Origin of the sequence: Mycobacterium sp. DBP42, assembly GCF_005924235.1 — a bacterium.
GTDB lineage: Bacteria > Actinomycetota > Actinomycetes > Mycobacteriales > Mycobacteriaceae > Mycobacterium > Mycobacterium syngnathidarum.
On record NZ_VCMY01000027.1, the window covers coordinates 22,114 to 40,703 of the forward strand.

Consider the following 18,590-nt stretch of genomic DNA (forward strand, 5'->3'; position numbering starts at 1 on the left):
TTTCATGCCGTACCCAAACTGTGTACCCAAACCAGATCGCATCTCCTTCCACCGATTCGTTGTCAGAGCCCGAGGGCAGTGCCCAGGCCGTCGACCGCGGCCCGCGCCGTGTCATCGCTGGTGTGCCCGTACAGGTCGCCCGTGATGCTGATCGACGAGTGCCCGAGCAGGTCCGCGGTCGCCTTGATATGCACCCCCGACTCCAGCCACGCCACCGCAGCGGAATGCCGCATCGTGTGGGCACCCACGTCCTCGATGCCTACCTTGGCCGCCGCCAACTCGACCGTGCGCAGCAAGTTCCTTGGATCCAGCATCGTGCCCAACTCGGTGGCGAACACCACCCCGGTATCCGTCCACTGATCACCCGCCGCGAGCCGTTCCTGTAGCTGCTGTGTCCGCCACCCTTTGAGCGCCGTCACCACACCGGCATGCAGCGGCACCCGCCGCCGCGACCGGTCCGTCTTGGGTTCGGTCAACACCAGCGCACCATCCACTCGCGACAGGGTGTGACGCACGGTCAACTCACCCTTGTCGAGATCCACGTCGGTCCACAACAGGCCGGCCACCTCGCCGCGGCGCAAACCGGTTGCCGCCATCACCACCACCGCCACGTAGTAGCGGAGACCGCGCGCCGCGTCGAGCAGTCGCGCCACGTCGGCAGCCGGGAGGTACTTCGCCTCTTGTCGCGCGACCCCTGGCCGCTTCACCTTGGTAGCCGGGTTCGCCGCCAACAGTCCGTCCCGCACCGCCACGTCGAGCGCCTGGCGCAGCACTGTGTACACCTGCCGCACCGTGGAGTCAGCCAGCTTGTTGCCGCGCAGCTCGACTATCAGTGCCTCGACATCGGACGGCTTCAACCGGTCCAGCCGCTTACTGCCGATGGCAGTGCACTCCAGATGCTTGCGAGACAGTGACCCGTACAGGGACTTGGTAGTTGCCTTGCGATCCGACGCCGCCAACGACGCCGCACGCCACCGCTTCAACCACGACGCCACCGTGTCCGGCGCATCCTTGGCCGGCTGCCCGCCCTCGATGCGCTGGCGAACCTTCTTCAATTCCTTGCGGCACTCTGCAGCCGTCGCCCCGTACACCGACACCGAGCGGCGCTTCTCGGTCACCGGGTCGACGTAGGACACCCGGCCCTCCCAGCGTCCGTTAGGCCGCTGCCGGATATTGCCCTCGCCGTTCGCACGCTTAGCCATCGAGCAACCCCGCTTCCCGAGCCGCCTTGATGTACCGCTTTGCCTGTCGCTCGGAGATTCCGAACGCCGCCTCAACCGCAGCAATGCGTGCAGTCGGTGTCGCCTTATGTACCTCGGCTACCTGAGACAGAAGTTCCGGCGTCATCTTCCGGTGCCGGCCCGCGCGCTCGGTCTCCTTGCGGTCTCGCAGGAACGACGCCGGCCCCCACGTCCGTACGTAACCGCCATTTGGATTGCTGCGGTAGACACCACCCGCCGCGAAAGCGTCGTCCCTGATGTTGTCGAGCTTCACCGCGGTCAGGTCCTTCGCGCGGACTGGCGTTCCGGGTCTGGATTCGATCGCGAGGCTGGTGCAGGCCGGTACGCCGTTCTGTACCTCGAACACGATCCGGCACGACGGTTTGTTATCGCCGCCGTCGTGCGTGTAGGTGAGCTTTCGGCAGGCGAACACGTCGCCCATTGGCACCAGGTCGGGGTCTGTCACCTCGACAACACCGCCGTCGGGCATCTCAACGAGAAGTCCTCGCAACGTCATCCCCTCTCAATGGGCCATCAGGAACTCTGCAATTGACACCTTCTGTCACGTGTCAGTGTGCGCTGCATGGGACAGACTGTCAACAACGCCGGAACACCCGGAAGCGCCAACGAACACCGGCGCACGTTGCTTGAAAACTCCACAGTGACCCAATCGCATTGCACAACAACGCATCTCTTGAGAGGAGGTGACATGCAAACACGCGAACTTGTGCGCCACCTCGTACCCATCGAGGACGCACAGAACGAACTCGGCGGCATCGGTCGAACCACCCTCTACAAGCTCATCGAAGAGGGCCACCTGGTCCGCTGCCGCATCGGCCGCCGCGCCTTCATCACCGGCGAATCCATCGCCAACTACATCACCAGCATCACCCAGGAGGACTAGATGCTCGACAACGAAAAACGCCGCCCCGCGGGCAACGGGGCGGCGTCAACAACAGCTGATGCACACCACTATATCGCCGGACTCCGGCGCCGACGAGCCGCAACGCAACGGCTGACCGCTCTCGGCTGCGGCCACGTCGACCCCTGGACATGTGAGTGCCACAACGACTCCGATAACGCCACCGATCAGTACATCGACGGTTATCGGGATGCCGCCCAGCACCTGATGGTCCAGGGTCTCACCCCGGCGCCGAACCTGCCCGCGATGCGCGGACTCTGGCGACGTGGGGGAGCAGACCGCGATCTGGTCCGAGCTATTGCCGAACGCTGGGAAGTCGGCGCGTGACAGACCCCTACGCCGACGTGCCGCCACCAGATGAACCACCCGACGAGTTCCCGGGAACGTTCCCACATAGGGGTGCGGAACGTTCCCGGCGCCCTGACCTGCATGTTCTCGGGAACGTTCCCGGATCGTTCCCGATCCGAAATCCCGAGTGCGGGTACGTCAACATTGCCGAACTACTCGACGACGGCATACCGGATCCACCGGCCCCGGAGGTCTGCCGACGTAGCGATGGGGTTGGCCTGGCCTACCGCGGCCAGTTCAACGTCTTCTTCGGTGATCCCGAGAGCGGCAAGACACTGCTCTGTGACTACGCCACAGTGGAGGAACTAAAGACCGGTGGCAAGGTGCTGCGACTTGACCTCGACCACAACGGCCCCGACTCCACGGTGAACCGCCAGATCGACTTTGGCGCCGCCGAGGACGCACTCCGCGACCCCGACCGGTTCCTCTACGTCGAACCGGCCGACCGCGCCCAGGCAATCGCGGTCATCGAGGACATGAGTAACTGGAAACCCACGCTCGTGATCATCGATAGCATCGGCGAACTACTGCCGCTGTTCGGGGCGGGGAGCAACTCGGCTGACGACTTCACCGACGTACACACCCGAGTCATCAAGCCGCTGACGAAAACCGGTGCGTGCGTCATCGGGATCGACCACCTCGCCAAAGGCTCCGATTCCCGAGCGTTCGGTTCCACTGGCACCGCCGCCAAAAAGCGGGCCATCGGTGGCACCAGCATCCGCGTCAAGGTCGACAGTGCATTCACGCCGGACAAAGGCGGATCCGCCTACCTGAGTATCAACAAGGACCGCCACGGCGGGTTACGTCGCCATTCACCAGCCGGTGACCGAGAACCACTGTGCGGCAAGTTCGTGATCCTCGGCGGCAAGTGCAGTATCGCGGCCCCCAACGGCGACGAACGTAACCCAGACGAGGCCGCCGATCCCGACGACGTGGCAGCTATCGCCGGACTCGACCCACCCCCCGCCACCATCAAGGACGCCCGAGAGCGCCTCGGCTGGCGAAACGACCGGACTGGCAAGGCATTCCGAACCTGGAAAGCGCAAGCCAACAACAACGAAGGGAACAACTCATGACCGACAACATTCTCGAGCCTGTCGACGGGACCGTCTACGCCTACCAAGTTGCCCCGCACGAGTGCCTGGCCTACGTCACCATCGCAGGCCCCGACGAGGACGAGCCCATGATCATCGGCTTCGACCTGGCAGACCTCAACCACCTCAAGGCCGCACGCAAGGAACTACGCGCAGGCGCCAAGGCACTGAAAGGCCGGCCTACCGAACCTGACCCCGGCGCGGTCCTCCAGATCCTCAGTGCCGCCCGCAGTGGGCACTTCGTCCATGACCGCGTGGAGTACCGCTACGACACCGAACGTGGCGAGTGGGTTGCATGGGGCCGCACTGACGTCGACAACCCCGAGCCGCCGCGTGAGTTCGAGACAGACCTCACATGGTGAACAAACCCTGCCTGTTCTGCGGAGAGCCGAGCCCGGGCACCTACTGCCCGGGCTGCCGGCCCGCCGACGAACGCGAACGCCACCACATCCGCAGCAACCCGACCCGGTGGAAGAACCTAAGCAAGCGTCTACGCCGCCTGTCTCCGTTCTGCGAGTTCTGCGGTGCAACAAAAGCTCTCGCCGTTGACCACATCCTGCCCATCTCCGACTACCCCGAACTGGTGTACGCCGAGGAGAACTGTCGAGTGCTCTGCCGATCCTGTAACGGCAAGCGCGGCAACAAGTTCACGCACGACGAGGCGCAAGCAGTCCTCACGCGCCTTGTCGCGAGTCAGAAACGTCGACCCACCACGAAAGGCCGCGAGCGCGTGAACGTCGCTCAGCGAGCCTGTGACCAGGGGGGATACCCCCAAGGGCACGCTTCCCCTCCCGGCCGCAAGGCGCAGGGGGGAATGAAGACGACAATGGTTTTCAATAAGGGGGGTGGTGGGTGAGGTCCGGGAACAAGGGCAAGCTCGAAAACGCAGACCGCCCGTTGCCGTTTCGGCCGCAGTCCGATGTGGAGTCGGAGCGGTTCGTGAAGTTCTGCGAGAAGTTCATCCGGGTGCCGAAGGGTACGGGTGCGCGGGGTGTGTTTCGGCCGCGTGAGTGGCAGATGGACATCGTGCGGGATGTGCTCGACTCCGGTGCTCGCACTGTCGGGTTGATGCTGCCGCGCGGGCAAGGCAAAACCACGTTGAACGCCGCTATCGCTCTGTATGCGTTCTTCTGCTGGGGTGAGGGTGCGAACGTCGTGGTGGTCGCCGTGGATGAGAGGCAGGCCGGTCTGGCGTTTTCGGCGGCTCGGCGGATGGTGGAGCTGTCCGAGGATCTGTCGTCTCGCTGCTATGTGTACGCCGACAAGTTGGTGTTGCCGCTGACCGATTCGACGTTCTCGTGTCTGCCGGCGTCCCCGGCCGCGTTGGAGGGTCTCGATTACGTCATGGCGATCTGTGACGAGGCCGGGGTGATCAACCGCGACGTGTTTGAGATTGTCCAGCTCGCCCAGGGCAAGCGGGAACGCTCGGTCGTGGTGGCCATCGGGACACCGGGCCCGAAGTTGGACGATCAGGTGTTGCTGTCGCTGCGGGAGTATCACCGCGATCATCCCGGGGACATGTCGTTGCGGTTCCGGGAGTACAGCGCAGCGGGTTTCGAGGATCACCCGGTCAACTGTGTGCACTGCTGGGAGTTGGCGAATCCGGCGCTAGATGACTACCTGCACCGTGACGCTCTCGCTGCGCTGCTGCCGCCCAAGACTCGAGAATCGACGTTCCGGCGTGCCCGGTTGTGTCAGTTGCCGGCCGACGACGACGGCGCGTTCCTGCCGCCGGGAGTGTGGGACAGCTTGTCCACGACGGCACCGGTGCCCGACGGCGCCGAGGTAGTGGTGGCCCTCGATGGTTCGTTTTCTGATGACACGACGGCTCTGCTGGTCGCCACGGTCTCGGCGGAACCGCATTTCGACAAGATCCAGGTGTGGCAGCGGCCACCGGGGGATGGGGACTATCGGGTGCCGGTCGCCGAGGTCGAGCAGGTCATCCGGGAGTCCTGCAAGCGGTGGCGCGTCGTCGAGGTCATCGCTGACCCGTTCCGGTGGACCCGCACCATGCAGGCCCTGGAAGCCGAGAAATTACCGATAGTCGAGTTCCCGCATAGCCCAAGCCGGTTGACCGCAGCGACCACCGACCTGTACTCGGCTGCGGTGAACGGCCGCATGTCCCACAGCGGGGATCCGCAATTAGCCGAACATGTGGCAGCTGCGGTGATTCGGGAGGACGCCCGAGGCATCCGTCTGGACAAGGCGTCCCGGTCTAGGGCTGCCCGAAAGATCGACCTGGCCGCTTGTTTGGTCATGGCTCACAGTCGCGCCACCTGGCGTGCAACCCATCGCACGAGAAAGAAAGCACGAGGTTTCAAATGACCGACACACTCACCACCCTGTTGCAGAAGCTCGATGAACCGGTAGCGAAATACGGTGAGCTGGAACGCTATTACTCCGGTACCCAGCCGTTGGCATTCCTGTCCCCGGAGTCGAAGGCGGCACTGGGCACTCGGTTCGGGCGGATGGCTACCAACATTCCCAGGGTGGCCGTGACCAGCCTGGCCGAACGTCTGCGGGTGACCGGATTCTCCGGCGCCGATGTGTGGCCGGACTGGCTGCGCAACGACATGGACCAGGAGTCCGTTGTGGCGCACCGCGAAGCACTGCTACTCGGTGCGTCCTACGTGATCGTGTGGGCGGATGCGTTCGGCCGGCCCAAGGTCACCGTGGAGTCCGCTAAGCAGATGGCTTGTTTACGTGATCCCAGTACCCGCACCCTGACGGCCGCGATCAAGCGGTGGGAGACGGCGACCACGACCGAGGCTGTCGTGTACGGGCCGCAGGTGATCACCCGGTACCGGGCCAACCACACCGGTGCCACCACGGCCGGGTTCAAAGTGGTGGACGAGATCGCCAACCCGTTGGGTGTGGTGCCGGTGGTTCGGCTGCTCAACTCCGACCGCATCCTCGATGAGGGTGTTAGCGAGATTGAGGATCTGAAGCCGTTGGTCGACGCGCTGAACAAGATCCTGGCCGATCTGATGGTGGCCTCGGAGTACACCGGCCGGCCTCGCCGCTGGGCTACCGGTGTGGAGCTCGAAGAGGTGCCGGTGCTCGATGAGACCGGGGCCGAGACCGGCGAAACCGAGTCGGTCAACCCGTACCCCGAGGGCACGCGGATGATGATTGCCGAGGGGGAGGTCGCGAAGTTCGGTCAGCTCGACGCCGCGAACATGGGCGGCTACTCCAACGCAGTGGACATTCTGCTCACCCAAATCTCTGCGGTGTCCGGCCTGCCGGCGCACTACCTCGGCATCAGTCACGACAACCCCGCATCGGCGGATGCGCTGCGAGCATCAGAGGCCAGTCTGACGGCGCGTGCTGAGGCCCGCCAGGCGCAGTTCGGCCGGTCGTGGGAGGACGTGGCCCGCCTGGTCGTCGCCGTGCGCGACGGGGCCGATCCGCTGCGTGTGGACTGCCGCGTGCAGTGGGCCGATGCGGCGACGAGAAGCGTTGCCCAGGAAGCGGATGCGGTGACCAAGCTGTTCGCCGCCAACCTGCTACCGGCCTCGTACGCGCTGAAGCGGTTGGGCTACTCCGACGACGAGGTTGCCGCGATCCGCGCCGCCCGACGCGCTGAGGCCCTGGACTCCCAGGCCGTCGATCTGTCGAAGCTGGTCGGCTGATGACCCCGTATCAGTTGGCGCTGCTCGCCTTGGCTGGTGAATCCGAAGCGGCGGCTGTGGCGTTGTGGGCGCAGATAGGGGAGTTGGGCGACGACCTGTTCAGCGCGTCACTGGCTGCGGTCCTGGCGACGTACAACGGTCGCGCCGCATCACTGGCCGAAACCGCGTTTGCCGCCGAGGCAACGATTGCTACCAGGACGGCAACACCGGTGCTGGGGCTGCCGGTCCTCGATGACACCGAACGGCTCGCCAAGGCCGCGACCAGCGTCCTCGACACTGCGAGGGCATCGGATGTGCCGGAGAAGATCGTGGGCCGTCTCGGTCGCGCTGAACCGCTCAACACTGCCGCCAGAACGTATTCCGACGCGATCCGTGAATCCACGCTGACCGAGGGGTGGGTGCGCCACCTCGACGGCGACCCGTGTCAGTTGTGCCTGTGGTGGTACCGCGACGGTCGGGTGTGGCCGAAAAATCACCGCATGCCGACACACGCCGGCTGCGCATGCGTCCCGAGGCCCGTATGGGCTGAGGGCATCCGAGAAACCCAACTCACCAGAAGTAGGAGAGCATCGTAATGACCGATACCGACAACGCTGAGACGACCGAGGTGCCCGAAGAAACCCAGTCCGAGGGTGGCGTTTCAAACGCGACCCCCGAGGAGGGTGTCGCCCAGATCGACGCCCCCGGCGAAGGGTCGGAGTCGGAATCCGAGCAGGATCCCGAGACGTTCTCGCGGGACTACGTGGAGAAGCTGCGGCAGGAAAACGGCAAGTACCGACAGCGTGCCCAGCAGGCCGACGCTCTCGCAACCCGGCTGCACACCGAACTCGTCCGGGCTACAGGCCGGTTGGCTGACCCGACCGACCTGCCGTTCGACGCCGACCACCTTGCCGACCCCGACAAACTGGCTGGTGCGATCGAGGACTTGCTGACTGCAAAGCCACACCTGGCCGCCCGACGGCCGATCGGCGAAATCGGGCAAGGTGCAACACCGTCCGGCAGTACCGTCGACCTCGCTGCGATTCTGCGCGGCAACGGCTGAGGACACCCCCAGGGGTATAGTGAAGGGGTCGCGTCTGGAACGCGGCCCCTTCAGTCGTCCTGGTGGCGCGGGTGAACACTTCCCCAGCTATCGCCCAGGAGGCAATCATGACCGAGACCACTTCGGCCAACCCCGAACTACTCGCAGACCAGGTATCGAGCATCCTGGTCCAACCCCTCGAAGCTGCCAGCATCGTGTTGTCCAGCGGTGTCCGCGTGTTCGACACCAGCGCCCAGCTGCGCGTCCCCAAGCTCGCCAGCGGCGCGACCGTTGGATTCGTTGCCGAGGGTGCCCAGATCCCCGACACTGGCGACGTCGGTTTCGATGAGCTCGTGCTGATGCCGTCGACCCGTACATCGCTGAAAATCATCCTGCGCTACACACGGGAACTGGTGCGCCAGTCCGTGATCGGCATCGACTCGGTGCTCAAACAGCGTCTCGTGACCGACGTGTCCAACGCACTGGACACCGCTCTGCTGTCCGGGACCGGTGCGGCGAACTCGATCACCGGCATCCTCGCGCAGGTCGGCACACAGCCCGTCGTGTGGGACAAGGCGCTGCCCGACACCATGCTTGACGCGATTGACCTCGCGTATGCCGCCGAGGTCACCCCGAACCGGTGGTTCATCAACGGATCGGACTGGATCGAGCTGCGCAAGCTCAAGGAAGCCACCGGATCGAACAAGTACCTGTTCGAGGGCGACATCCACGCCGGGGAAACGCTGCGACTGTTCGGCATTCCGGTGACCGTGTCCAACAAGGTGCCCGCCGGCAAGTTCATCCTGGCCGACACCAGTCAGATCGCCGTGGCCCGCGACGTCGCCCCCTCGGTGACCGTGCTCAACGAGCGCTACGCCGAGTTTGACGAGGTGGGTTTGCGGGTCACCGCCCGCTATGACCTCGGCCTGCTGCACCCCGAGGCCGTCATTATCGGCACCGACGCGCCGTAGCCGTGGCTGTCACCGGTCAACAGGTGGCCGATTTCCTCGGCCAGGGCGACGACACCACCGTCGTCGCCCTGGCTGGGCAGCACGTCACCATCATCACCGCAATGGCACGGGCCTACACCCGCGATCAGGGATTCACCGGCACCGAGCCGGCCGACGACCTGGCCGCGGTCATCACCACCGCGACAGCGCGCCTGGTCGCCAACCCCGAACAGCTCTCCACCGACGTGGGCAACGTGTCGATTCGGGGCGGATTCAACGGCTGGACACTGGCAGAGCTGTTCGTGCTCAACAGGTATCGACGGAGGGCCGTCTAATGCTGTGGCCCGACCGGGTCGACCTCTGGGTTGCCACCATCGGCATAGACGACATGGGCAACGACACGCTGATCTGGACCGACAGCCAGGAATACCCGGCGGCGGTCTCCCCGGTCGATGCCGAGCAAACCATTGTCTCGGCAGTGGGTGGCAGTAGCGTCGTCACCCGGTACCGAGTGCTACTCGCACCCCAGGCCGTGCTGCCCTGGCCGGTACCCGAGTTGGGGATCCGCATCGGTTGGGGCCCGTACGTCGCCACCGAAGACGACAGCACCGGGCTCGCCCTCGATGGTGGCGTGGAGCGGCACATCCTGCGCCGCCGGCTGCATCACTACGAGTTCGTGACCAAGGTCGTCGTCGGCTGAGACCGCGTTCGACGTGGGAATGAAACGCGGGGTGGGTGTCAACCGCTCTCCTTACGGAAGGACACCCGAGTAAGGCGCGCCTCTCCGTCGCCGGTGGTGTACCTGCACCCACCCCGTACCCAAACGCGTACCCAAACCAGGCCAGAATTCCGCCCATTTCCGCCGATGTACGCGCACGTTCGCTAACGTCGTAAACCATTGGCGTGCAACGGGATAGGGGACATCCGCGAACATGGGCGAACACACTTGCGATGCCTGGGGGTCAAGTGGTCGCAGGTTCAAATCCTGTCAGCCCGACAGTTCAAAACCCGCTCTGACCAGTGTCGGAGCGGGTTTTGTCGCTTGCGAGACCAATCAGAATTGCATCCCGACCGCGTCGGCAAGGCACCGTCGGAGCCGTGGGCGCCTGACGCGACGCTTGCGCCGCGCAGCTCGGCGATCGGTCCGCACAGGCACGATGGCCGTTCCGTCACGAGGCTTTCCCGGCACCACAACACCGGGCCTCGCCCTGTCTGAACGACTGCCTTAGCCGCTCGCCTCGATGACTCGTTTCAAGTACCGCAGTTCGGTGCGGGCGTGCTCACGGTCCTTCTCGATGCCGTCGAGCAGGCGGGTGAAAACGAAGCCCACAAAACGGCCGAACAGGCCACGCGGATACGTTGCCCACACGTGGGCGCTCACCTGCGTGGCGTCTTGGTCGCCGGGCTGGATGCGCCAGGTAACCCCCTCGCCAATCGGAACCGGCACACCCCACCATTTGTACTGCGCGCGTGCTTCCCACGTGACCGCCGACATGGGGTCAACGCGGGTTATCTCACCGTCGGCGACGCAGGGAATCCCGGCGACCTTTTCCCGAATCCGAATCTGGGCGCCGACCTCGATGCCGCGATCGTCGAGGCGTTCGAGGCTCTCGTGTTCGGGATTGGACGGCGGCCACCAGTCTTCAAGGTCAATCATCACGTCCCAGACGGCCGACGGCGATGCATCGATGGTGATGGTTTCAGTGAATTCGAACATTCCGTTACCTCCATCTCGCATTGGTGTGCTGCTGCGAATCGTGTGCCGCGCCTTGTGCGGGAAGCAGATTGGCCCGGTCGGCGGGGATCGCCGAAGCGCTGGGCATCCGCGGATCGAGTAGTAGTGGCGCGACGCACATGGCCCGTGTCCTATTCGGACCTTCACCCTTCGGGGCCTACCTCGAACATATGCATAGATCGCAATATGTGCAATGGCTGTGTCGCCTCCGGCGGGTATCCCGCCCACCGCACCTTGATCCGCCAGGCCGCCGACACAATCCGTTCGCCGTACCCGCGACAATGACGGAGAGACGCAGTTCAAAAGCCGAAACTCAGAAGCCCTCGCAGACTGATCTGCGGCAACGAAATGCTTCCCGTACCGGTCGGTTTCCCGGCCTGGGAAACCCGCCTTCAGTCCTATGCGCCGGCGGTGGTCGCCGGACGCGCTATCCCGACGCGGCCCGTCGAGTCTCGGCTTCGCCCGCCACCAGCTCCAGGCTGTCACCGACGTCTACCGTGACCACCGCTGTCGCTTGAAACAGGCCGTAGAAGTCGTCGGTCCTGGCGAAGGTGTGCGCACGGGAGAACAGCGGCTGCACGTCGAACACCTTCACCCGAAGCTTTTCGCGCGTGAGTCTGCCCAATTCCCTACCGGATTCGGGATCGGTGATCACCTGGTCGGAGTCGGAGTGCACGGCGAAGACCATGCCTGGCACGACACCTGCCTCAGCGCCACGATTGATGACCAAGGTGTAGTCGTCTTCGATGAGAGCGACCTGACCGGACAGGCGAGCGTTCATGACGCCGCCAGAGAGTTGCTCTCTCGCAAGGATTTGGGTGCGGAGCCGGCCCGGATTCGCGGTCGCGCGTCCAGGCCTTCCACCGACAGCAGCGCGTCGACGTGAGTCGTCTCGTCCTGCTCGGTCCCGAGCGTGAGTTCGACCGCGGTCTTGGCCTGGAAAAGGGCGATCATTGCCTGTTGCTGACGTTCCGCGCCGAAGGCGGTGAGGGCGAGGGAGAGCTTCTTGTCGACATACTCGACTGAACGCTGAAGCTCCGATGTCGAGGGTCCTGCGGCCGGGGCCTCTGGGTGCGCCGCAGGTTGGCCTGCGAGCCCGCAGTACCAACGGTGTGCGAGCGAGCCGAGGACGAATGAGCACACCGGCACCACCACGACGATGCAGAGAACTCCGAGGGGTTTCTGCATGGCCAGCGCGCCGACGATGCCCAACAGCATCGTCACACCCGCCAAAGCCAGCAGGCGCACGGTCGGCGGCACGGCTTCGATCCCGCGGGACAGCTGCCCTGCGGCGCGGGCTCCGTATCGAGCGGCCTCGCCGACGGCCCCGACGACGGCCGTGCCGGCTTTGAGCGCGATCCGTCCCGCCTCGTCGGCTTTCTTGCGCGCCACCTCGGGCTTGGGCATCGTCCACACGCGCTGTTGCGACTGCTCGCCGGCAGCCGTTGGCGATTCACCCTGCGCCTGGTCGGTTTCTGGTTCGGACGTTTCGGGTGTCGGCGCACCACTTGTCACATTCGCATCAACAACCACATCTGCATCATCGCGCTGGTTGGGTCCGATATCGGTCCGGCACGCCGGGGTCTCAGCAATTCCATGGGCGCTGCCCGGGTGAGTAGCAGCGGCTACGTCAGATACGTTTCGTCCCCGGTCGGGAATCCACCACCGTTGGTGGCGATGTGCACGTGGTCGTAGTGGTTGGCGGTGTCCCCGCCGCGGTCGGACATCTTTCTGGGAGCCTTGCCGCGGTACAGGATGTGCTGCCGGAAGATCACGTGGTTCACGCCGAACCGATCGGCGTTGTCGAGCACGTAGGCGACGATGCGGTCGCCGAGCGCCTTTCCTTCAGGGCTGGCGTAATTCGGGATCATCACGTCGATGGCCAACCCATTCGGGTGCCACTTCATCGAATCGGCCCGAACCCCGCCGATGTTGAGTATTTCGGGGAATCGCGCGCTGACCGCACGGGCCGCCAGGATGGTCTCGACCTGCAGGCCCTTTTCCGGCGCGCGGCCGACGGGCAGCGGAAAGCGCATGTTGCGGCGTACGGCGCGATCGGCGCGATCTGCGCGGACGGCAGGTGCCGCAGGGGCGGCCGCGGGCTCGACGGCCGCTGCCGGCACCACCTCGGCCCCGCCCTTGTTGGCCGGTCCGGCGTCTGCACCGACGACCAGGAATGCGGCGGCAGGCGCGACGACCGCAGCCATGGCTGCAGACCGGCGGCGCCGATCCATTTTCAAACGGTGTCTACCCACGAGGACCGGACCCTACCGGCGCAGCGGATCATCGCCGGAATCGTGAAGTTGTCTGGTAGTGCCGTTGGCAACCATCGCCACCGCGCAGCGTCAACTGGTGGTTGACTAGAAGGGGTATCCGAGGAACGCCAGGTGAACACCTGGCGAACGTCGAAGAAGTGCCAGGTCAGCAATCATGTCAGCGGCCGCGGGCGGCCCGGGTTTTCAATACTCGGGGTGGGGCGGGTTGTCGGCCGAATTAAGTGCCCATCGCGTGATCCGGCCCTACCGGGGCAAAATTTATGGCCTTTACCACTTTTATCGGTCAACTGCGCCTACACGGCGGTTGACGACGGCGTAATTTGAGCGAATCTGGCCCGCAAAACGGGGGGCGACTCCGAGACTGTGGTAGCCGCGTAATAAGGCCACGCCACGCGTTGGCGGGGGCTACCGTGAAATTCATCGGCGTTTGATCGAGTCCGGTTCCGCTGGTCCGGACCAGCCTGCGACGAGGTGATGTCGAGTGCACAGCGGTGAGCTGGAGAGCCGGCAGACGCTCACACTCGACGAGTCCGTGCTCGCCGACGCCGAGGAACCGGACCGCCCGGTCGTCGACTTCCTGCGAGCCACCCCCGGACAGATAGCGGTGATCGCGGTCATCCTGATCGCGGCGGTGCTCGCCATCGGCGTGGCGTCGTCGGCGACGACGGCCGATCGCCAGCGCGAGCTGGAGACTCTTCGGCTGCACACCGAGCCGCTCGCCGATGCGGCGCAACGCATCTACAGCGCCCTGTCGGCGGCCAACACCACCGCGGCCACGGCGTTTCTGGCCGGCGGTGTGGAACCGCGCGATGTCCGCGATCGCTATGACGCCGCAGTCGGTGAGGCGTCGGCCGGCCTGGTCACCGCGTCAAACGGGGTATCGCCCAACGATATTCGCTCACTGACGTTGCTGACCGATCTGTCCAATCAGCTCGCGGTCTACACGGGCATCATGGGAACGGCTCGCGCGGCCAACCGCGACGGCCGCCCCATCGGCGTGGCGTATCTCAGCGAAGCCTCCACACTGCTGCAACAATCCATGCTTCCGGCGGCCGAGCAGCTGTACCGGACCCAGGCCGAGACGGTGACGGCGACCGGACGGACGGCCGTCGTGACGCCGGCGTTGGTCGCGGGAGCAGTGCTGGCGGTGGGACTGCTGGTGCTCGCGCAGGTTTTCCTGGCCAGGCGCAGCCATCGTCGTCTCAACCCCGGCCTGGTGGTCGCATCGGTGTTGATGACGGTGCTCGCGGTGTGGCTGGCGTTGGCCGGACTGGTGCTGCTGCGTGGCGTCAATGCCGCCCGGACATCGGGTGGCGAGCCCCTCGAATCGGTGGTGACCGCGCGGATTCTGGTTCAGCAGGCCCGTGCGGACGAAATCCTCGGGCTGCTCAAGCGGGGCTCCGACTCGCTCTCCGATGTGCGATTCGAAGAGCGGACCGGGCAGGTCGGCCGGATCCTCGACGCGCATGCAGTCGAAGGAGCGCACGATGCGCTGCACGCCTGGAGATCCGCCCACATCGAGATCCGCGGCAAGCTGGCCCGTGGTGACTATCCCGGCGCGGTCGCGATCGCCCGGGACGGCACGCCGCAGAGCTCGAAGGAACAGTTCACCCGCCTGGATGAGGCGCTGGGGGAGGACATCGCCCGATTGCGTGACCGGCAGCGCGACGGCATCACCCGAGCATATGCGGCGTTGAATGCGCTGCCCGCCGGTGCCGCGGCCATCAGCGTGTTGGCCGCACTCGCCGTTGCCGCCGGCGTCGCGCCGAGACTGAGTGAGTACCACTGATGCGGGCGGCCGCCGGGTTTTTCGTCCTCGCTTCCGTGGTGGCGGGGTGCACCACGACGCAGCCACTCGTCCAGGTGTCGGCCTCGTTGACCACCGTGCCCACGCCGAGCGGCGCCGTGGTGGCGTCAGGGGTCCACGGCGCTCCGGTCGAGAGTTGCGATGCCACAGCGAGTTTGCGTCCCTCAGATGTGCCCGGTCCGGCAGTGCAGGCGATCCGGCAACGAGGCCGGTTGGTGGTGGGTATCGACCAGAGCACCAATCTGATGAGCTTTCGCGATCCAGTGTCGGGTGAACTGGCCGGGTTCGACGTCGATATCGCGCGCGAAGTGGCCCGCGACCTGCTCGGTGACCCCGCCGAGGTGGAGTTCCGCCTGCTGACATCGCCCGAACGCATCAGCGCCCTGCAGGACGGCAGCGTCGACATTGTGGTCAAGGCGATGACGGTCACCTGCGCGCGCGCCGAGCAGATTGCCTTCTCCACAGTGTATTTCGACGCTCGGCAGCGTCTGCTCGTACCGAAAGCCTCGCCGGTCCACGGGCCGGCTGACCTGGCGGGCAAACGCGTGTGTTCACAGGTGGATACGACATCGCTGGCCACGGTGGCCAGGGTGGCACCGACGGCGACCCTGCTTGCCGTTCAGAATTGGGACGATTGCCTGGTGGCGCTGCAGCAGGGACAGGCCGACGCGGTGAGCACCGACGATTCGATCTTGGCCGGGATGGCTGTGCAGGATCCATACCTGCACCTGGTCGGCCCCAGTTTGGAAGACGAGCCCTACGGCATCGGAATGAACAAGTCCCGCGAGGATCTGGTGCGAGCCGTCAACGCGAGCCTGGAGCGGATCCGTGGCGACGGAACCTGGGTGTCGCTGTACCGCAGGTGGCTGTCCGTCCTCGGCCCGCCGCCGAGCCCGCCGTCACCGAGGTACCGGGACTGACATGGCCGGGCAGGAGGGAACGCGAGCTGTGCTGGTGACCGAATCGTCACCGGTCAACGTCGAAGGCGCCACCACCCGCCCGCGGTTGCGCACCGGCCGGCGCAGGGTCGGCGACGGCCTGGTGGAGATCCCGATTGCACAGGACATCGAGCCGGTCAACGCAATCCTCACCAACCCCGTTGTCGCCGAGTCGAAACGGGAGTGCGGTGGCTGCGGGCGACCGGTGGGTCGGGGGAGTGCGGGTGCGCCGGCGGCGAGCGAAGGAGTGTGCCCCCAGTGTGGCGCGTTGTATTCGTTCTCCCCGCAGCTCGAGACCGGCGAGTTGGTTGCGGGTCAGTACGAGGTCCAGGGCTGTATCGCCCACGGCGGTGTCGGCTGGATCTACCTGGCGATCGACCGGAACGTCAGTGACCGGTGGGTGGTGCTCAAGGGTCTGCTGCAGCCGGGTGGGCAGAAGGCGCAGGCGATCGCGGTGGCCGAACGCCAGTTCCTCGCGATGGTCAACCACTCTGGCATCGTCAAGATCTACAACTTCGTCGAACATCCGGGGTTCGACGGACGCCCCGTCGGCTACATCGTGATGGAGTACCTCGGCGGCACCACCCTGGAGGCTGTCCTGGACAAGACGCGGACGCTGTCAGGGGAAACCACGCAGATGATGCCGGTGGAGCAGGCGCTCGGCTATCTGCTCGACGTGATGCCGGCCCTGGCGTATCTGCACTCACTCGGCCTGGTCTACAACGACCTCAAACCCGAGAACATCATGCTCACCGAGGACAACGTCGAGTTGATCGACATGGGTGCGGTTTCAGGCGTCGGGGATTTCGGATACATATACGGCACCAAGGGGTTTCAGGCTCCGGAGATCGTCCGAACCGGACCGTCGATCGCCACCGATGTCTATACCGTCGGCCGGACGCTGGCCAAGCTGACCGTTGACCTGCCCAACGATCCCTACGCCGAGACCTTGCCCGCCCGCGACGAGGTTCCTCTGTTCGACCGGTATGAATCCTTCTATCGGTTGCTGGTCCGTGCCACCAATCCTCATCCGGCGCAACGATTCTCGTCGGTCGACGATATGGCAGACCAATGCCGGGGCGTGCTTCACGAAATCGTTGCCGAGCAGACCGGGTCTCCGAGCCCGCGAGCGTCGAGGCTCTTCAATGCTCCAACCGCCACATTCGGCACGGATCTGGCATTGCAGAGCACCGACGTCTTCGTCGACGGCCGTCGGCGCGCCGCGGCGCTGCAGGCCCATGACGTCGTACACGCGCTGCCGGAACCGGCGCCGGTCGAGGGCGCCGACGAAGACTGGCGAGAGGACTGGGACGACGGGATCGCCGGCCTGTCGGCCGGTGATCACGGTGCGGCGCTGGCGTGTTTCGAGCGGGTCGTCGTCATGCTGCCCGGTGAGGCCGTGCCCAAGCTGGCGGCGGCTGCGACCGCTGAACTGCTCTCGGCATCGGATGATCTGCCTGATGCGAAACGATTGCGGCAGTTGGCAGCACGGTACTACCGAACGTTGTGGCGCACCGACCACGCGATGGTCAGCGCGGCGTTCGGCTTGGCCCGGCTTCTTGCTGGGCAGGGCGACCGGGCTGCCGCAATCGAGGTGCTCGACCAGGTTCCGGTGACCTCGCGCCACTACGGGGAGGCCGAACTGACCTCGGCGGTGATGCTGCTCGACGGGTGTGCGGAGGTCACCGAAGCGGACTTGCGCGATGCTGCGCGGCGGGTGGGTGGTCTGCCCGACACCGAGCCGCGCGTTCTGCAGATCCGCGCGTTCGTCCTCGGTATCGCCCTTGACTGGCTGCGGTCCGGCGCCGCGACGTCCACGAGCGAACCGATTCTCGATCAAGCCTTCGATCAACGGGGTTTGCGCGTCGGCATCGAAGAGGCGCTGCGGGAGCTGGCGCGGCACTCGCCACGGCGCCGGCATCGCTACCGGCTTGTCGACGTGGCGAACGCGATCAGGCCATCGAGCTGGATGTGAGGTGCGGTGAGCTAGACATCCGAGCGCGTGACCCCGCGCACCACAGCGACGCAGAGGTCCGCACACTCGGCGGCGAGTTCTTCGGTGGTTTCGGTCGGGTCGGCGAGCCAAGACTCGATGATCTGGTTCACGCCGCCGACCATGAACTGTGCGCCGCGGCGCAACTCGGCTGAATTCGGTGTGGTGGGCTGCAGCACGTCCGGTGCGAGCTGGACGATCACGTCGGTGATCATCTCCAGGATGTGCGTGCGGTGCTGTGCCAGGCCGGCGACGCTGCTGACGTCGCCGGTGGCGATGCGGTGGATGTGTGGGTCGGCCGCGATGATGTCGAGGAACGCGGTGAGGGCGGACCGCAGTTTGTCGGTCAGCGTGCCGGGGTCGCCGACGCCTGCGTTGACCAGCGCGGTCAGCAATTGGTCTCGAACATCGTCGGAAATGGCGAACAGCAATGCGTCTCGGCTGGGGAATTGCTCGTAGAAATAGCGCGAGGTCAGTCCGGCTTCGGTGCAGACGGCTCGGACGGTGACCTCGGTGACCCCGGATTCGCCCCAGATCTGCCGTCCGGCGGCGAGCAACTTGCCCCGTCGTTCTGTGCGGCGATCGGCCGCACTGACGCCGCCGTAGCCGCGCACCACCTGTACGCGCTTCATTGACAGCAGCCTACCCGGCGCC

General features: G+C 65.5%; 22 protein-coding genes. 15 read left to right on the top strand and 7 right to left on the bottom strand.

What is annotated here, in order from left to right; translation table 11 throughout:
- Positions 1 to 62: 62 nt before the first annotated feature.
- Both E0T84_RS21465 and E0T84_RS21470 read right to left on the bottom strand, forming a co-directional pair.
- Positions 63 to 1,202, bottom strand: coding sequence for a site-specific integrase (locus E0T84_RS21465; RefSeq protein WP_138745461.1), 1,140 nt, complete (start codon positions 1,200 to 1,202; stop codon positions 63 to 65).
- Positions 1,195 to 1,737: a hypothetical protein gene (locus E0T84_RS21470; RefSeq protein WP_138745462.1), complete on the bottom strand. Its 543-nt coding sequence runs from the start codon at positions 1,735 to 1,737 to the stop codon at positions 1,195 to 1,197. The genes E0T84_RS21465 and E0T84_RS21470 overlap by 8 nt, the downstream gene beginning before the upstream one ends.
- Before the next feature lie 192 nt (positions 1,738 to 1,929).
- Between E0T84_RS21470 and E0T84_RS21475 the strand changes: the two genes are divergently transcribed.
- The 12 genes from E0T84_RS21475 to E0T84_RS21530 all read left to right on the top strand — a co-directional run bounded on the left by E0T84_RS21475 (position 1,930) and on the right by E0T84_RS21530 (position 9,887).
- Positions 1,930 to 2,124, top strand: a complete 195-nt coding sequence (locus E0T84_RS21475) for a helix-turn-helix domain-containing protein (protein ID WP_138745463.1) — start codon at positions 1,930 to 1,932, stop codon at positions 2,122 to 2,124.
- Positions 2,125 to 2,469 carry a hypothetical protein gene (locus E0T84_RS21480; RefSeq protein ID WP_249383705.1) on the top strand — a complete coding sequence of 115 codons (345 nt, stop codon included), beginning with the start codon at positions 2,125 to 2,127 and terminating at the stop codon, positions 2,467 to 2,469. It begins immediately after the preceding gene.
- The gene (locus E0T84_RS21485) at positions 2,466 to 3,566 is read left to right on the top strand and encodes an AAA family ATPase (protein ID WP_249383706.1); all 1,101 of its coding nucleotides are present in this window, start codon (positions 2,466 to 2,468) and stop codon (positions 3,564 to 3,566) included. The genes E0T84_RS21480 and E0T84_RS21485 overlap by 4 nt, the downstream gene beginning before the upstream one ends.
- Positions 3,563 to 3,946, top strand: a complete 384-nt coding sequence (locus E0T84_RS21490; RefSeq protein WP_138745464.1) for a hypothetical protein — start codon at positions 3,563 to 3,565, stop codon at positions 3,944 to 3,946. The genes E0T84_RS21485 and E0T84_RS21490 overlap by 4 nt, the downstream gene beginning before the upstream one ends.
- Positions 3,940 to 4,440 (top strand): HNH endonuclease, encoded by a 501-nt coding sequence (locus tag E0T84_RS21495; protein ID WP_138745465.1) that lies wholly within the window; start codon positions 3,940 to 3,942, stop codon positions 4,438 to 4,440. Before E0T84_RS21490 ends, E0T84_RS21495 begins: the two co-directional genes overlap by 7 nt.
- A complete protein-coding gene (locus E0T84_RS21500) occupies positions 4,437 to 5,909 on the top strand; it encodes a terminase large subunit domain-containing protein (protein WP_138745466.1) in 1,473 nt (490 codons plus the stop codon). Before E0T84_RS21495 ends, E0T84_RS21500 begins: the two co-directional genes overlap by 4 nt.
- Entirely contained in the window at positions 5,906 to 7,216 is a 1,311-nt protein-coding gene (locus E0T84_RS21505; RefSeq protein WP_138745467.1) for a phage portal protein, read from the top strand. Before E0T84_RS21500 ends, E0T84_RS21505 begins: the two co-directional genes overlap by 4 nt.
- On the top strand, positions 7,216 to 7,791 hold the full coding sequence (locus E0T84_RS21510; RefSeq protein WP_138745468.1) for a hypothetical protein: 576 nt from the start codon (positions 7,216 to 7,218) through the stop codon (positions 7,789 to 7,791). The genes E0T84_RS21505 and E0T84_RS21510 overlap by 1 nt, the downstream gene beginning before the upstream one ends.
- Positions 7,791 to 8,258: a hypothetical protein gene (locus tag E0T84_RS21515; RefSeq protein ID WP_138745469.1), complete on the top strand. Its 468-nt coding sequence runs from the start codon at positions 7,791 to 7,793 to the stop codon at positions 8,256 to 8,258. Before E0T84_RS21510 ends, E0T84_RS21515 begins: the two co-directional genes overlap by 1 nt.
- Before the next feature lie 107 nt (positions 8,259 to 8,365).
- Positions 8,366 to 9,208 (top strand): phage major capsid protein, encoded by an 843-nt coding sequence (locus tag E0T84_RS21520; RefSeq protein WP_371726197.1) that lies wholly within the window; start codon positions 8,366 to 8,368, stop codon positions 9,206 to 9,208.
- A gap of 2 nt (positions 9,209 to 9,210) precedes the next feature.
- A complete protein-coding gene (locus tag E0T84_RS21525) occupies positions 9,211 to 9,522 on the top strand; it encodes a hypothetical protein (RefSeq protein WP_138745470.1) in 312 nt (103 codons plus the stop codon).
- Positions 9,522 to 9,887 carry a hypothetical protein gene (locus tag E0T84_RS21530; RefSeq protein WP_138745471.1) on the top strand — a complete coding sequence of 122 codons (366 nt, stop codon included), beginning with the start codon at positions 9,522 to 9,524 and terminating at the stop codon, positions 9,885 to 9,887. The genes E0T84_RS21525 and E0T84_RS21530 overlap by 1 nt, the downstream gene beginning before the upstream one ends.
- Before the next feature lie 525 nt (positions 9,888 to 10,412).
- Here the strand turns inward: E0T84_RS21530 and E0T84_RS21535 are convergent.
- The 4 genes from E0T84_RS21535 to E0T84_RS21550 form a co-directional block, all read right to left on the bottom strand.
- Positions 10,413 to 10,904 (bottom strand): SRPBCC family protein, encoded by a 492-nt coding sequence (locus E0T84_RS21535; RefSeq protein ID WP_070188243.1) that lies wholly within the window; start codon positions 10,902 to 10,904, stop codon positions 10,413 to 10,415.
- Between the two features lie 445 nt (positions 10,905 to 11,349).
- On the bottom strand, positions 11,350 to 11,703 hold the full coding sequence (locus E0T84_RS21540) for a hypothetical protein (RefSeq protein WP_070188242.1): 354 nt from the start codon (positions 11,701 to 11,703) through the stop codon (positions 11,350 to 11,352).
- Complete coding sequence (locus E0T84_RS21545) at positions 11,700 to 12,329, bottom strand: hypothetical protein (protein WP_249383707.1); 630 nt, start codon at positions 12,327 to 12,329, stop codon at positions 11,700 to 11,702. The genes E0T84_RS21540 and E0T84_RS21545 overlap by 4 nt, the downstream gene beginning before the upstream one ends.
- A 218-nt stretch (positions 12,330 to 12,547) precedes the next feature.
- Positions 12,548 to 13,177 (bottom strand): hypothetical protein, encoded by a 630-nt coding sequence (locus tag E0T84_RS21550; RefSeq protein WP_070188240.1) that lies wholly within the window; start codon positions 13,175 to 13,177, stop codon positions 12,548 to 12,550.
- Between the two features lie 502 nt (positions 13,178 to 13,679).
- On the opposite strand from E0T84_RS21550, the gene E0T84_RS21555 reads away from it, so the two are divergent.
- Genes E0T84_RS21555 through E0T84_RS21565 form a run of 3 tightly spaced genes read left to right on the top strand, consistent with a single transcriptional unit; the run spans position 13,680 to position 17,918 of the window.
- On the top strand, positions 13,680 to 14,987 hold the full coding sequence (locus E0T84_RS21555) for a hypothetical protein (RefSeq protein WP_070185133.1): 1,308 nt from the start codon (positions 13,680 to 13,682) through the stop codon (positions 14,985 to 14,987).
- Complete coding sequence (locus E0T84_RS21560; protein ID WP_138745473.1) at positions 14,987 to 15,925, top strand: glutamate ABC transporter substrate-binding protein; 939 nt, start codon at positions 14,987 to 14,989, stop codon at positions 15,923 to 15,925. The genes E0T84_RS21555 and E0T84_RS21560 overlap by 1 nt, the downstream gene beginning before the upstream one ends.
- A gap of 34 nt (positions 15,926 to 15,959) precedes the next feature.
- Complete coding sequence (locus E0T84_RS21565) at positions 15,960 to 17,918, top strand: serine/threonine-protein kinase (protein WP_249383708.1); 1,959 nt, start codon at positions 15,960 to 15,962, stop codon at positions 17,916 to 17,918.
- An 11-nt stretch (positions 17,919 to 17,929) separates the two neighbouring features.
- Here E0T84_RS21565 and E0T84_RS21570 read toward each other — a convergent pair whose 3' ends face one another.
- Positions 17,930 to 18,568 carry a TetR/AcrR family transcriptional regulator gene (locus E0T84_RS21570; protein WP_138745475.1) on the bottom strand — a complete coding sequence of 213 codons (639 nt, stop codon included), beginning with the start codon at positions 18,566 to 18,568 and terminating at the stop codon, positions 17,930 to 17,932.
- Positions 18,569 to 18,590 lie beyond the last annotated feature (22 nt).